This window comes from Microbulbifer elongatus, from assembly GCF_021165935.1.
GTDB classification, from domain to species: domain Bacteria; phylum Pseudomonadota; class Gammaproteobacteria; order Pseudomonadales; family Cellvibrionaceae; genus Microbulbifer; species Microbulbifer elongatus.
In genome coordinates this window covers 3,995,139-4,008,611 of the sequence record NZ_CP088953.1, presented here as the reverse complement: position 1 = coordinate 4,008,611, position 13,473 = coordinate 3,995,139, and the positions used below count along the sequence as shown (strand labels likewise).

Annotated in this window: 12 protein-coding genes; 8 read left to right on the top strand and 4 right to left on the bottom strand. The window is 56.9% G+C overall.

The genetic code is table 11. The annotated features are described in order from the left end of the window. Window positions 1-10 precede the first annotated feature (10 nt). The 4 genes from LRR79_RS16485 to LRR79_RS16470 all read right to left on the bottom strand — a co-directional run bounded on the left by LRR79_RS16485 (window position 11) and on the right by LRR79_RS16470 (window position 2,454). Complete coding sequence (locus tag LRR79_RS16485; protein WP_231760049.1) at window positions 11-874, bottom strand: CsgG/HfaB family protein; 864 nt, start codon at window positions 872-874, stop codon at window positions 11-13. A 109-nt stretch (window positions 875-983) separates the two neighbouring features. Next, entirely contained in the window at window positions 984-1,403 is a 420-nt protein-coding gene (locus LRR79_RS16480; protein WP_231758250.1) for a curli assembly protein CsgF, read from the bottom strand. Beyond that, complete coding sequence (locus tag LRR79_RS16475) at window positions 1,403-1,864, bottom strand: curli production assembly/transport protein CsgE (protein WP_231758249.1); 462 nt, start codon at window positions 1,862-1,864, stop codon at window positions 1,403-1,405. Before LRR79_RS16475 ends, LRR79_RS16480 begins: the two co-directional genes overlap by 1 nt. Further along, a complete protein-coding gene (locus tag LRR79_RS16470; RefSeq protein WP_231758248.1) occupies window positions 1,861-2,454 on the bottom strand; it encodes a response regulator transcription factor in 594 nt (197 codons plus the stop codon). Before LRR79_RS16470 ends, LRR79_RS16475 begins: the two co-directional genes overlap by 4 nt. A 708-nt stretch (window positions 2,455-3,162) precedes the next feature. On the opposite strand from LRR79_RS16470, the gene LRR79_RS16465 reads away from it, so the two are divergent. The 8 genes from LRR79_RS16465 (at window position 3,163) to LRR79_RS16430 (ending at window position 13,468) form a co-directional block, all read left to right on the top strand. Next, window positions 3,163-5,973, top strand: coding sequence for a xanthine dehydrogenase family protein molybdopterin-binding subunit (locus LRR79_RS16465; RefSeq protein WP_231758247.1), 2,811 nt, complete (start codon window positions 3,163-3,165; stop codon window positions 5,971-5,973). A gap of 11 nt (window positions 5,974-5,984) precedes the next feature. Next, window positions 5,985-6,530 carry a (2Fe-2S)-binding protein gene (locus tag LRR79_RS16460; protein ID WP_231758246.1) on the top strand — a complete coding sequence of 182 codons (546 nt, stop codon included), beginning with the start codon at window positions 5,985-5,987 and terminating at the stop codon, window positions 6,528-6,530. Then, on the top strand, window positions 6,531-7,766 hold the full coding sequence (locus tag LRR79_RS16455) for a cytochrome c (RefSeq protein ID WP_231758245.1): 1,236 nt from the start codon (window positions 6,531-6,533) through the stop codon (window positions 7,764-7,766). Next, entirely contained in the window at window positions 7,763-8,545 is a 783-nt protein-coding gene (locus LRR79_RS16450) for an outer membrane protein OmpK (RefSeq protein WP_231758244.1), read from the top strand. Before LRR79_RS16455 ends, LRR79_RS16450 begins: the two co-directional genes overlap by 4 nt. 7 nt (window positions 8,546-8,552) lie before the next feature. Then, window positions 8,553-9,737, top strand: coding sequence for an HlyD family secretion protein (locus LRR79_RS16445; RefSeq protein ID WP_231758243.1), 1,185 nt, complete (start codon window positions 8,553-8,555; stop codon window positions 9,735-9,737). Beyond that, entirely contained in the window at window positions 9,724-10,701 is a 978-nt protein-coding gene (locus LRR79_RS16440) for an ABC transporter ATP-binding protein (RefSeq protein WP_231758242.1), read from the top strand. Before LRR79_RS16445 ends, LRR79_RS16440 begins: the two co-directional genes overlap by 14 nt. Next, window positions 10,698-11,822 (top strand): ABC transporter permease, encoded by a 1,125-nt coding sequence (locus tag LRR79_RS16435; protein WP_231758241.1) that lies wholly within the window; start codon window positions 10,698-10,700, stop codon window positions 11,820-11,822. Before LRR79_RS16440 ends, LRR79_RS16435 begins: the two co-directional genes overlap by 4 nt. A gap of 233 nt (window positions 11,823-12,055) precedes the next feature. Beyond that, complete coding sequence (locus LRR79_RS16430; RefSeq protein WP_231758240.1) at window positions 12,056-13,468, top strand: hypothetical protein; 1,413 nt, start codon at window positions 12,056-12,058, stop codon at window positions 13,466-13,468. The last annotated feature ends 5 nt before the right edge of the window (window positions 13,469-13,473 follow it).

The window sequence follows — 13,473 nt, the reverse complement described above, 5'->3', positions numbered from 1 at the left end:
GGCTATGTTGTTACATGATCGCGGTACTTTCATTGAGATAGTACTGCAGCACTGGACTATTGATGTCGTCCGGGTTTTGCAGCGACCAGGAGTTCGCGATAATGCCTTTTCCGATCAGGTGAATCACCGCTGATTCCATGGCGGACAGCATGGCGAGCTGCGCAGGTTCGTTGGTGGTCGTGCCAGCCTCAATCTCGAGCAATCGCTTGTATTTCACATAGCGGAAAACGTCGGCGCTGATTGCTTTTGAGTAGACGGTCTTGGAGGTTAGTACGGTGTGTAGCACTCTCCCTGAGCGTATATCGATGGCACGAAGGTTGACGGTGACCTGATCCACCCGGTACTGCTCATCTGCACCAATACCAAAGTAACGCGCGCCGGCGCCGCCAGTTTTGATGTTTGTGTCGTAGGCTACGATACCGCCCTCCAGCAGGATATTGGCGGCAACCAACGACGGAAGAGCCAGATTGTTTTCCGGCGCATTGGGTTTGGCCAGCGCCGCCCGAATGATCTTTCGTTCGGTCAGAAGATTCTGCAGGCCTTCACGCTCCAGCGGAATAAACCAGCCGGATTCGTTGAGCACATTCATCAGCATGGATGCCGCACCCTGGGTGACCGCGGTGGAAAAACTGCTTGCGGGGGCCGGTTTGTACTGTCCCGTCTGGTCGCGAAAGCTATAAACCGCCGCCAGTATTTTTCCCTTCGGCTGAGGCAGATTCAGAAGGTCCCGATAGGTTTCGTTGCGCGGCGTCAGCTTGGCGGCTTCTTCACCAGGCCCGAAAAGCGCGTCTCCGGTATTTTTTACCGCTGTGCAGCCTGCCAATGCTGTAGCAAATGCCAGAGCCGCAGCCAGTCTTGTACCTCTTAAAAACATCACGTTTATCTCCAATATTATTCGTGATTATTCGAGCTCACGGGTCAGTCCCGGGTACATCTAGGACTTGATAGCTGTACTTCCTCTTGTGTGGTCGGATTCCTGTCTATCAGTTGGTGGGGTTCAGTCCGCTTACAATAATTTCGCTCTTATCCCCGGTTGCGCGATCGGTGATCAGCACTGTGAGTTGACCATCGTTATCGACAATCTGGACGATAAAATCATCTGTCACCAGCTCCCCGCTGTTGCCATCACCGACATCGGTCAGCAGCTGATTCAACAGACGGGTTTCCAGTGAGTCGGTGAAGCGATCCAACGCGCTGGGTTGCTCGTAAAGGTCCGCGGGATTGTCCGGGTCCTCATGGTCGTCCTGGGATTGTGCGTTCTGAATCAGGTAATTACCGTTTAGCGGGTTACCGCCAAAATTCGGGTTTACCGGTTCATAAATCAATTGCGAAGCAAGCCCCTGGCTTCCCATCAAGAGGAGTGCCGGGGCAGCGGCCAGCGCGGCCAACCTGGTAATTTTCATTAGAATTCATCCTTTCCAAGGTCGAAGTGATCGGTTAGTGCCTGACGAACCATTTCCTTCAGAACCATTTCGTGAATGGCTTTTGCCGTTTCTTCTGCTACTGCTCGAATATTGTTGGTGCTTGGGCTGATGAACTGCCGAAACACCGTTTTGTTGTTGTACGTTACCCAGATCAGGTTGCCCCAGCGCGCAGATGGCCGCTCCTGAATGGTCAGGTTGTAGGTGCTGTCCGGATAGTGCAGATTGCGATATTCGCTCATGTAGCGTGCGAAATCGTGGCCGGTTCGTGTGATCGTCTGATCAACATTGAAACCGCTGATCTCATCCTCTATCTGTCCGCTGTCGGCCTGGGTAGGCGCTTCCTCCAATACCTGAATATCTTCCTGAGCGATGCAGACTGCCGTGGGCAGCACAAGTATCGCGATTAAGATATGGCCTGCGGGGCGAAGGGGAATGTTCATATCCGTTCGACCTGAAGGTGGAGCTTTGCCCAGTTGCTGGCCTGCAGCCGGTTCTTGACACCAATTTTCCGGTAAATGTTGTACATGTGGTTCTTTACTGTGTGCTCACTCAAGTGCAGCCTCGAGGCGATAATACTGTTCGGGTCGCCGGTGGTGAGCTGTGCAAGAATTTCCTGCTCGCGTTTGGTCAATAGCAGCTGTGAGCGCGGGTCCTTCTCCGATTGAGAGCGCGCATTCTGGATCGAGTACTCCAGTTTCTTGATCAGATCTTTCTGACTGGCGCGGCTATCGCATAAAAAGGAGAACTTTCGACTTTCCAGCGGCTGCGTAATATGGGTGGGTAGCCCCTGGGGAATATTGATAAGAATGACTTTCGAGTGGTCGATGCTCTTCAGATAGTTGAATTCGGCGCTGGGCGTCGATTTTGAGGAGAGTCCAAAGCAGTCGACCACAATTGCCTCGTAGGATTTTAGGCAGTGCTTCTGCTTTCCAAAGTCTGATTTTTCCCAGTTAAAAGGAAGTGACTGTGAGACCAGTGAGAACAATAAGTCTCCGTGCAGGCCGGAATCGCTCAGAAAGAGAATCGGCATGAAAGTACCCCGTATTTAGCCCCAGAAGACCCCAGGTTGAGATTCTTACGCCATTGCTGGCAGGGGCTTCCTGCTGCAGATCTCTCACTTACTTCTTCAGTCCGGCCAATGGTGCTGCTGGCACATTCTCGTGAGTACGCGCAATTCCGTTTACGTGGAAAATCTCATTCCTTGAGAAATTTGTATGGAGTGTAGTCGGCACTCGAGTAGGTGCCGACGAATGCAGCGACAGTTATAAAAGACTATTTTTTATTAAAAAATGAATTTTTAATAATTTAAATTAAGGGAATAACTTTTTTGATTGTTTTATGGAATAACTTTCCATAGTTCTGACTTAAAAAGACGTCTTTCTGTGTGTGTATCCCGGAAGGCAATATTTATGTTCCTGTTGCTGTAGTCGACGCCGAACCACTTTTGATCTGCGACCATTGTGGATTCGGTGAAGGTACCGAAGAAAGATACAAATAACGCCATCAACGCAGACGTGAATGGACGTTCTGGTCTCTTGAGACTATTAGTTCATGAATGAAGCGCAGAAAAAGGCGCAGGAATAATCAAAAACCGCAGGCAGGATGCGATTGACGCCATATCCGGCCTTCCCACGATGCAATGCGTTCAACGTCTGCACCGTACCGTTCACGCGCCGCTGACGGTTGGTTTAAAGGTGCAACCACCGCTGAAAACCCCGAGAAATAACCCAGGATGACTATGCAAGGTTTCCGTTCGGATCGGCGAAAGTTCATTAAGGTCTGTACCATCGCCGGTATCAGTGTGTTTGCCGCGCCTTCCCTGTGGCGACGTATTGGTGGCGCGCGGGCTGAGGTGCCGGATCCGATGAACTGGCGAGGTAGTGGTAACAATCCGGCATTTCGTATGGATGGTGTGGCCAAGGTCACCGGTCAGAAAATATTTGGCCGGGATTTTCGCGCTGAGGATATGCCTGGCTGGGACCGGCAGCAACACTATGCACTGATATTGCGCTGCAACCGGGTAGAGCGCCGGTTTACCGGTGTTGACTGGAGTCAGGTACCTGAAGACTGCCGGCCCTACGCACGTATCACCGCGGATTCCCTGGATGAAAAACGGGTCAAACTGCCCCCTTTTTACGGGGACGCAATGCTGTTGCCCGAAGGGGCATCACCGCACTACTACGGGCACGCGGTGGCCATACTGTTGTTTGATACGTTTGAGAAATACAACGGCGCCAAGCAGCAGCTGCAATTCAATAAAAATGTGATTCGCTACGGAGATGCCACACCTCCCTACACTCGCGACCCTTATGCCAGCTGGCGAATTATCCGTGTGGAAGGGCCGGAGGGGCCGAGTGGTGAGGACCTGTATTCGCCACTACAGGACGGCTTGTTCTTCCCAAACTACCGCAACCGCAAGGTTGTGTGGCCCACGGATGCCGACAAGAGCGGGGATGTCAGTGAGCGGGGGATCTTTTACGCACAGAAAATCCGTGCACAGTCACAGAAAGAATCCCGCGCGGGCAACTGGCACCTGGTGGAAGGGGAGTACAAAACCCAGATTATCGATCCAATGATGATGGAGCCGGAAGCCGCCAACGTGTGGTTTGATCGGGGCGAGCAGACACTCCATCTGGTGTTGACCAGCCAATCTCCCCAGGACTTCCAGGAGCTTGCGGCGCATATGATCGCCGAGAGCCAATATGCCACAGATATCAAGAATATTGTGGTGCACTCCTCGGTGGTGGGCGGAGGCTTTGGTGCGAAAGACCACTCCATTTTTCCCTATTACGGACTTGTCGCCGGGCTCTTCGCCAAAGCCCCCGTGCGCTTGGCCAACAACCGTTTTGAGCAGTTTCAGGCGGGACTCAAACGGCATCCCTTTCACATGCGCAATACGCTCGCGGTGGATCGCAAGAGCGGCAAGTTCCAGGCGCTGATCTCAGAAATGCAGGTGGATGGCGGTGGCCGACAGAACTTCAGTGCGTCCGTGTCCATGGTCGGTGCCAGTGCGATCCAGAGTATCTACTACCTGCCGCGTAACGATATATCGGCCATCGCCAATCAGTCCATGAATGTGGACTCAGGGTCCATGCGTGGCTACGGCACCCTGCAGACCATGTCGGCCATGGAAATGATGGTCAACCAGGCCGCGCAAGAGCTGAACATGGACCCCATCGACCTGCGTTTGCGCAATGCATTTCAGGATGGCTGGCGCAACACCCAGGGGGCTGTCCCGCGCGTGGGCGTTCGCTATACCGAGTTGCTCAAACGAGCACAGCAGCACCCGATGTGGCGGGAGCGCGCTGACCGGAAGCAATCCTTCGAAGCGGAAAACCCCGGCCTGTTGTTTGGCACCGGCTACGCCATTGCCACCAAGGACTACGGCACCGGCGCCGCCTCGCCCAGCGCCGCAGTGCAGCTGGATGGACAGGGTCGGCTCTCCATGGCGGTGGAATTCATGGAAATGGGGACCGGCGTCGGTACTTCACAGGCCATGCTGCTGGAAAGCATTCTGGGGCAGCCCGCGCAGCGGTGCGACGTTGGTGAGATCGATGCGTGGCATGCGCTCGAACAATTCCAGACCGAAAGCCCTTACACCATGAGTCAGGATCATCAGGATCAAATGTCTCGCGCCCCCCTGTGGACTCCGGTCACCGCAATGGCCAGTGCCGCCTCCATGTCGGCATACTTCCAGAGCCACGCAACACACCGGGCGGCAGAGGTCCTGCTGGAGCAGGGCATTTTGCCGGCGGCGCAACGCTTGTGGAATAGCGGGCCAGTAGAGCGGTCCCAGATCGAATGGCGCGATGGCCGACTGCATTTTGGTGATCACGAGCCTCTATCGCTGCCAGATCTGGCGCGGGAAATTCACCGTGATGGTGGTATCAGCGGCGTCATGGTGCATTGTTTCAACCGCTGGGAATGGGCAGAGGCGGATTTTGAACTGAGTGGGAATGACTACACCTGGGCGATAGACGGGCTCGCGCTGCGTCGTGGCGGAAGTGCCGACAGAGTGCAAGCCAGCGAGTACGAAGTGGTTAAACGCAAAGGGGTACGCTACCCGCCCACAGCGCTGAACAATGCCATGGTGACCTACTATGCGCCCACGGCGGCGCTGGTGGAAGTGGCGGTTAACCCCGGAAACGGGGAGGTCACCATTCACGGATTGCAGAATTATATGGACTGCGGTCGTCCCATCGTGCCCCAGTTGGTGGAAGGGCAAATCGAGGGTGGGGTGGCGATGGGTATTGGTCATGCGCTTTACGAAGTGCTGCCTGCGCTCGGCGAAGGTGCCGGCAATGGCACCTGGAACCTGAATCGCTATCAGGTACCACTCGCCAGACACGTCCCCGTATGGAATCAGCAGCATGAAATACTACCCCCAGAATCGGAAAAGGATCCGCACAAAGGAATCGCCGAGGTGGTGATGATCCCGATTGTCGCAGCTCTGGTCGAGGCGATCTATCAGGCGACCGGAAAGCGTTTTAACGAGACGCCTGTATCCCCGGAAACACTGCGCCGCGCGCTCAACCCCCAGATTTTGTGAGGAGATTGGTCATGGCGAAGATTCCCGTTTCAATGGTGGTCAACGGCGCAGAAGTAGGGCCGGTAGAGGTCGATGAATACACTTCCATGCTGGATTTTCTGCAGGAGTACCTGAACCTGACGGGCACGAAGCTCGGCTGTGGAATCGGAGTCTGCCGGAGCTGTACCATCGTTGTCGAAGGGCAGGACGGCGCGCTACAACCGATACGCAGTTGTATCAATAATGTGGGCCGGTTTCACGGTACCAAGGTCACTACGATAGAGGGGCAGGCGGAGCGGAACAGCGACGGTGCGTTGCTGAAACTGTCACCAGTACAGCAGGCCTTTCTCCGTAATTATTCGTTTCAGTGCGGTTGGTGTACAGCGGGCTTCGTTAATGGAGCTACCGCGTTGATTGATCGTCTGCGACGCGAGCCGGTTTCCGCGAACGATGTGGAGCAGGTGATCGAAGAAGCGTTGGGTGATCATATCTGCCGTTGTACCGGTTACGTGCGTTACTTTCGCGCCGTGCGCGAGGTGATCGAGTCCACTCCGGGTTTGCTGAAGGAGGTGGAGTAAGTGAGCCGGTTGATATTGGTTGTCCTGTGTATTCTCTGTGTGGACATTGCCGCCGCACAGACCCCGATCGACAAGGGGCGCTATCTCGCCACCGCCGCGGACTGTGTCGCCTGTCATACCGCAGTCAATGGTCGTCCTATGACTGGCGGCAGACCTTTTCATACGCCTTTCGGAAAGCTGTATTCCACTAATATCACGCCGGATAAAAAAACGGGTATCGGAAACTATACCCTGGAAGACTTCACCGCATCCATGCGGCGCGGTATGGGTATACACGGGAATCTTTACCCGGCAATGCCGTATACCTCCTACTACCGAATTTCGGACGCGGATATCGCGGCCCTGTATGCCTACTTTATGCAGTTACCGGCCGTCGAGTATGTTGCGCCTGAGAACGACCTGATTTTTCCGGCAAACCTGCGGTTCGGCCTGAAAGCCTGGAACTGGGTGTTTTTCGATAGACAGCCCCTGCAGCAGGAAGCGGGCAAAAGTCCGGATTGGCAGCGTGGCAACTATCTGGTCAATGCCCTGGGGCACTGCGGTGAGTGCCACACCCCGCGCAATTTTGCCTATGCGCTAAAGCGGGAAGCCCCCCTCGCCGGCAATGTTCTCGAAGGCTGGGATGCGGTGGACATCCGACCGCAGGCACTGCGGCGTCAGGGCTGGGACAGAGCCAGTCTGCGCACACTGTTTCGCACTGGCGTCAGTGAGCAGGGGGCCGCGTTTGGCGAAATGTTCAGTGTGGTGAAACACAGCCTGCGTCACCTGTCCGACAGTGATCTCGACGCGATGATCACCTACCTTCTGGATGACGACGAGACGGCGAGTGGAACGGTCGCACAGACGACCGGCGATCCGCAAGCTGCCGCCGAGCAGCATCCCCAGGGGCGAGCGGATTACGTAGCCTACTGCGCTGCCTGCCATGGTCGGGAAGGCACTGGTATCACCCTGGCGTTCGCGCCGCCGATGCACCGCAATGCCGGTGTGCGCGGCGAAAACCCCTACAACACGATCGCGGTGGTACTGCGGGGGCTGCCAGTCCAGCGCATGAGCCGGACAAACGCGCGCGCGGGAATGCCAAGCTTTGCCAAGGAGTTGAACAATGCGCGTATTGCCGGCGTTGTGAATTTTATGCGCACCGCCTGGGGCGCGTCGGGCACAGCGGTGACCGAAGATCAGATAGCGAAAATTCGTGAGGATCTCCGTGAGCACGGCTTTCTTGGAGAACATCAGTGAAGTATTTGCAGAATGTGTATGGCGGTCTGGTGCTTCTTGTCGGCTGTATCGCCGCGCTGCCCGCGATGGCAGCGGAGTGGTCAAACACCGAGGCTCAACTCCAGTATGGCCGTCTGGAGAACCCATTTACGCGCACAAAGGCCAGCAGCACCATTCTGACACTGCAACATGCAAGTGGGTGGAAATACGGCGACAATTTCTTCTTTGTGGACTTTATTAACGACGGCGAGCGCGACGGCTTCAACGATAGCGATGTCTATGCCGAATGGTATCCGAACTTCAGTCTTGGAAAGATAACCGGCTGTGATCTGACCTTCGGGCCGGTGAAAGACCTGGGCATCATTGCCGGGTTCAACTACTCGTCAGACGCCAATGTGGAAAAGTTTTTACCGGGATTCCGGGTGGCATGGAATCTCCCGGAAGGCGCATTTCTGAACACCGATATTACCGGATACAAAGACATCGGTTATGGCGATAGTGCGCCCAAAGAGGGGAGCAGCTACATGATCGACTTCAACGGTGCCTTCCCGTTCAGTATTGGTGAACAGGATTTCAGTATCGAAGGGCATATCGAGTATATCCATAACCGCACCAGCGAGTTTGGCGATGTAAAAAGCTGGGTTTTCGCACAGCCGCAATTTCGCTGGGATATGGGGAAGACGCTGTTTAACAGTCCCAAACAGCTGTTTGTGGGGATTGAATACCAGTACTGGCGCAACAAGCTGGGCGTCGATGTCACCGAGAGCACGGTGCAGGCGTTACTGGTATGGCGCTTCTGATGCGGCGATGTCGATACGCTGCGTAAACCTGCGTTGTGCGGTTGTCTCGCTCCTGCTACTGCTCGCGGCCTGTGGCGAGCAGGAAGAGGTGGCCCTGGGTACGCTGGAATGGGATCGGATCGCACTGCCGGCGCCTGCTGCAGAAAAAGTGGTACGGATCTATGTGCGCGAAGGGGAGCGGGTTGAGCCGGGACAGCGCCTTCTCGATCTGGATGACGCTGAAGCGCTCGCGCAGCTGCGCAATGCCGAAGCCGCTGTGGCACAGGCGCAGGCCGCGCTGATCGAATTGCGTGTCGGCCCGCGGGTTGAGGAAATAGAGCGCGCCAGAGCCAGTCTCGCATCCGCCCGCGCGACCCTGACAGACCGGGAGGCGGACTACCAGCGCCTGGTCGCCCTCGGCAAAAAAAATTATGCCTCCCGCTCCGATATTGACGGCGCCCGCGCGGCCGCGGAAAGTGCCCGAGCGCAGGTACGGGCAGCGCGGGAGCAATTGCTGGAACTGGAGCGTGGCACGCGGGTTGAAGACGTTGATCAGGGCGAGGCATCCCTGGCAGCGGCGCGTGCTCAGGCACAGGCCCAGCGGGTTCTACTGGAAAAGCTGCGACTGCGCGCACCGCGCGCGGGTGTCGTCGACAGCATCCCTTTCAAGCTCGGTGACCAGGCCCCGGTCGGCAGCGCACTGGTGGTTCTGTTGGCCGGTATCACACCCTACGCCCGGGTTTATGTGCCCCAATCCCTGCGGCGGCAGGTCATCGTTGGCGGGCGCGCGCGGATTATCCTGGATAGCAGCGTTGTATCGGGCGAGCCACAGCAGGCTGAAGCTGATCGCCGGGCTCTGTTTGATGGCCGCGTGCGCATGGTGCGCAACGAACCTTCTTTCACGCCCTACTATGCGCTGACCGGGGACGATGTGACGCGTCTCAGCCATATCGCCGAAGTGCAGCTGCGCAATGAGCCCCGTGCTGCAGAGTTACCGGCAGGCCTGCCGCTGCGCGTGGAATTCCTGCCGGAAACCGTCGGCGGCGAAGCGTATCCGCAAGGGGACACACTGGCGGAACCGCACATTTCCGGCGCTCCCTCTCCTCCTGACGCGCCTCGGGAAAACCTGCCCGATCCGGATGGAGCGCTTCCGCACAAGGATGCTGCGCCCGCCAGGTCCCGATACCCGGAGCCTCGCGATGGCGGAAAGTGAAGTCGCCATCCGCGCCAGCGGTCTCAGCAAACGATTTGGCAGCCTGGTGGCGGTAGACCAGATTGATATTGCCGTGCCATGCAAACAGATTTACGGGTTTCTCGGACCCAATGGCTCCGGCAAGTCCACCAGTATCCGTATGTTGTGCGGATTATTGACGCCTTCTGCCGGCGAAATTGAAGTGCTCGGTTTAAAGATCCCGGCACAGGCCGAGGTTCTCCGTCAGCGCATTGGCTATATGACCCAGCAATTCTCGCTGTTTGAGGACCTGACGGTACGGGAAAATCTGGAGTTTCTCGCGGCGGTCCAGAATATGCCGTCACGGCGGGCGCGCCCCCGTATTGACGAGCTGCTGGAGGAATATCATTTCGTGGGTCGAGCCGGGCAAGTGGCAGGAACCATGAGCGGTGGCCAAAAGCAGCGTCTGGCACTGGCGGGCGCGGTCATCCATAAACCGGAGCTGTTGTTTCTGGACGAACCGACCAGCGCGGTGGACCCGGAGTCGCGGCGGGACTTCTGGGAGAAGTTATTCGAGCTTACCGATAACGGCACCACCATCCTGGTTTCCACGCACTATATGGACGAGGCCGAACGCTGCCACCGGCTGGCCATTCTCGATCGCGGCCGACTGGTTGCCGACGGTACGCCCGACGAACTTACAAACGCGCTGGCGGGGCGAACGCTGCTGGTGAATACACACAATCAGCGTGCCGCGCGGAAGCGGGTGTTGCAGTTACCGGGTGTCATCAGTGCGGCGCAGATAGGTAATAGTCTGCGCATCCTGACCAGTGGTGAGCAGAGCGGGGAAAAGATCCTACAGGAATTGCAGACGGTGCTGCAGGAGCGCGAGGCCGATGCCCGTGTCACGTCTGTCGGCGCCAACCTTGAGGATGTATTTGTATCGGTCACACACCGTCAGTCCAGCGAACGCACCACAGCGTCGGATGAGGAGGTGCGCCATTGAATCTGCGGCGCCTCTATGCCGTTCTGCTCAAAGAATTCCGCCAGATGCGGCGGGACCGGATGACGCTGGCCATGATCGTGGGTATTCCGGTAATGCAGCTCGCGCTGTTTGGTTACGCCATCAATCTCAACCTGCGGCATCTGCCTGCGGCAATTGCCGATCAGTCCAATACCAGCGCTTCCCGGCAGTTTGTGATGGATCTGCTCGCGACGGAGGTGATCCAGCCCGTCGCCCAGGCGCAGACTCCCGAGCAGTTGATGGATATGTTGCGGCGCGGAGTGATCAGCGTGGGGGTGGTGATTCCGTTTGATTATGAGCGTCGCCTGGCGGTGGGTCAGGAGGCGGTGCAGATTCTGGTGGATGGCAGTGATACGGTAGTGCAGAGCGCCGCCGCGCAGTTGGCGCAGATACCCATTGGCGAACCGCCACCGGAAAACAATACGCTGCTACCCAATCGCCAGTCCTCGGTTCCTTTTCCACAAAGCCCCATCAGCGTTGTGGCTTTTTACAATCCGCAGCGGGTTTCAGCGATCAATATTGTGCCCGGGCTTATCGGTATCATTCTTACCATGACCATGGTGATGTTTACCGCAGTGGCGATCGTGCGGGAGCGGGAAAGGGGCAATATGGAATTGTTGATTGCCACCCCGGTGAGCAGCGCGGAACTGATGATCGGCAAGGTGCTTCCCTATGGGCTGATTGGCCTTATCCAGACCAGCCTGATCCTGATCCTGGGGTTGCTGTTGTTCAGCGTGCCGGTGCGCGGCAGCCTTGTGGATGTCTATCTGGCTGCGCTGCTGCTGATTCTTGCCAATCTCGCCATGGGGCTGTTGATCTCCACCCGCGCGCTGTCCCAGTTTCAGGCCATGCAGATGACCTTTTTCGTGTTTCTGCCGTCGATCCTGCTATCCGGATTTATGTTTCCGTTTGATGGAATGCCCAAAGCCGCCCAGTGGCTGGCGGAGATACTGCCGCTGACCCATTTCTTGCGCCTGATTCGGGGGATCATGTTGCGCGGTGCCGGCCTCCTCGAGCTGTGGCCGGATCTGCTCGCCCTTGTGGTCTTCATCGGCGTGATGATGACACTGGCGATACTGCGATTTAACAAGAGTCTCGATTGAGTGCCCCATCATCGGCGTTGCATAGAATGGCGCGAAAATCTTTCCTTGGGGACCTTTCCTGACAATATGCCCTCTATTTCATCGTACCCTGCACCCAATTCACAGCATTTGTGGAATTGTCCAGGGGATTCCCTGGCGCACAGTTGGTAGCATCTGTGTGAAGCCCTGACAGGACGTATCCAGGGATTGCCCACTAGAACGTTGCTGCACGTCAGCAGGGAGGACGTTGTACCATGGCCGAGTTATTCCACAGTTTGCCACCGTGGTTGTGGTTTGTGATTGCGGCGGTCGCGCTGTTTCTGGCGCGCACGCCGATGCACCAGGGTATCTATGCGCTGGCGCGCTTTTTTCACCAGTCGCTACGCCTTGCTGGCAATGCGGTTGCTGCCGCCGGTGTGCGCCTGCAGCTGCGCAACCGGGAAGTCCTTCTGGCCGCCGGTCGCGAGGCCTGCGAGCGCCATATCGAGCGGGACTTTGATCGCATCGAAAGCGCGATGAAAAAAGAGCTTGCGCAATATCCCGAGTTGCACCGCCGTCTGTGCGAGCAGCTCACCGCCATCGATGAAGACTACGTGCGTAGCGCCGAGGTGCCACCGGAACCCACCAACTGGGCGAGAGCCATCAAGGCGGTGGCGGAAATTCCGGCCCCACAGGATTCCGTGGTGGCCGATGTACTGGAAACCATCTATGGCTCAATGCGTAAGGCCGAGGGCAAAGCCCTGGAGGCCTATCGGGAAGCGGTGCGGGAGCGCCACCAGTTACTCAAGCGCATGATGCCCGCCTGGCGCTCGATTCTGAAAAGCCTGGGTAAAGTGAATCAGACGGTGATCTCTGTGCAGCAGCGTGCACGGCAGATCGACCACCATATGCAGCGCCATGAGGAAATCGTGCAGGGCTCTGACCGGGCTCTGGGTGCGCTTTCCGCCTCCTCGCTGAGCCAGTTTTTTATCTCCTCGCTATTACTGGTTGTTGCCGCAGGCGGCGCGTTCATCAGTTTTCATCTGGTTGCGGGGCCGATGTCTGTGTTGTGGGCAGACACCCGTCAGTTCGGTGGTTTTCATTTTGCGGATATTGCGGCGCTGGTCATGATCCTGGTGGAATTGACTGTGGGGATTTTTGTCATGGAATCTCTGCGCATGACTCGCTTCTTTCCCGCAATGGGCGCCATTAGCGATCGGCTTCGCAGCCGTATCATGTGGATGGCAATCTCACTCCTGATATTGTTTGCACTATTGAATGGGGCGCTTGCTTTCACACGGGAACTGATCGCGCTGCCCGGTCCCGACGGGATGGGCGCCGGTGTGCTGACCTCGGAGGGGCTGCAATTCCGGATCATACTGGCCGTACAAATGGGGTTGGGGTTTCTATTGCCGCTGGTAATGACGTTTGTGGCGGTGCCCCTGGAGCGGTTTGTCGCCTCCACCCGTACGGTGTTGGGCATGTTGACGGCTTTTTTTCTTCGTCTTCTATCCGTAGTGCTGCGGGTTGCCGGAACCGGCATTCTCCGTGCCGGTGGGATTGCCGTGCGACTCTACGACATTATTATTTTCCTGCCACTATGGCTCGAGGCACGCTTTCTACTCTGGCGACAGCAGGCCGCGGCAGAAGAGAAAACGCTTGCCGGCGGTGAGCCCGTGAATCAGTAACTGGC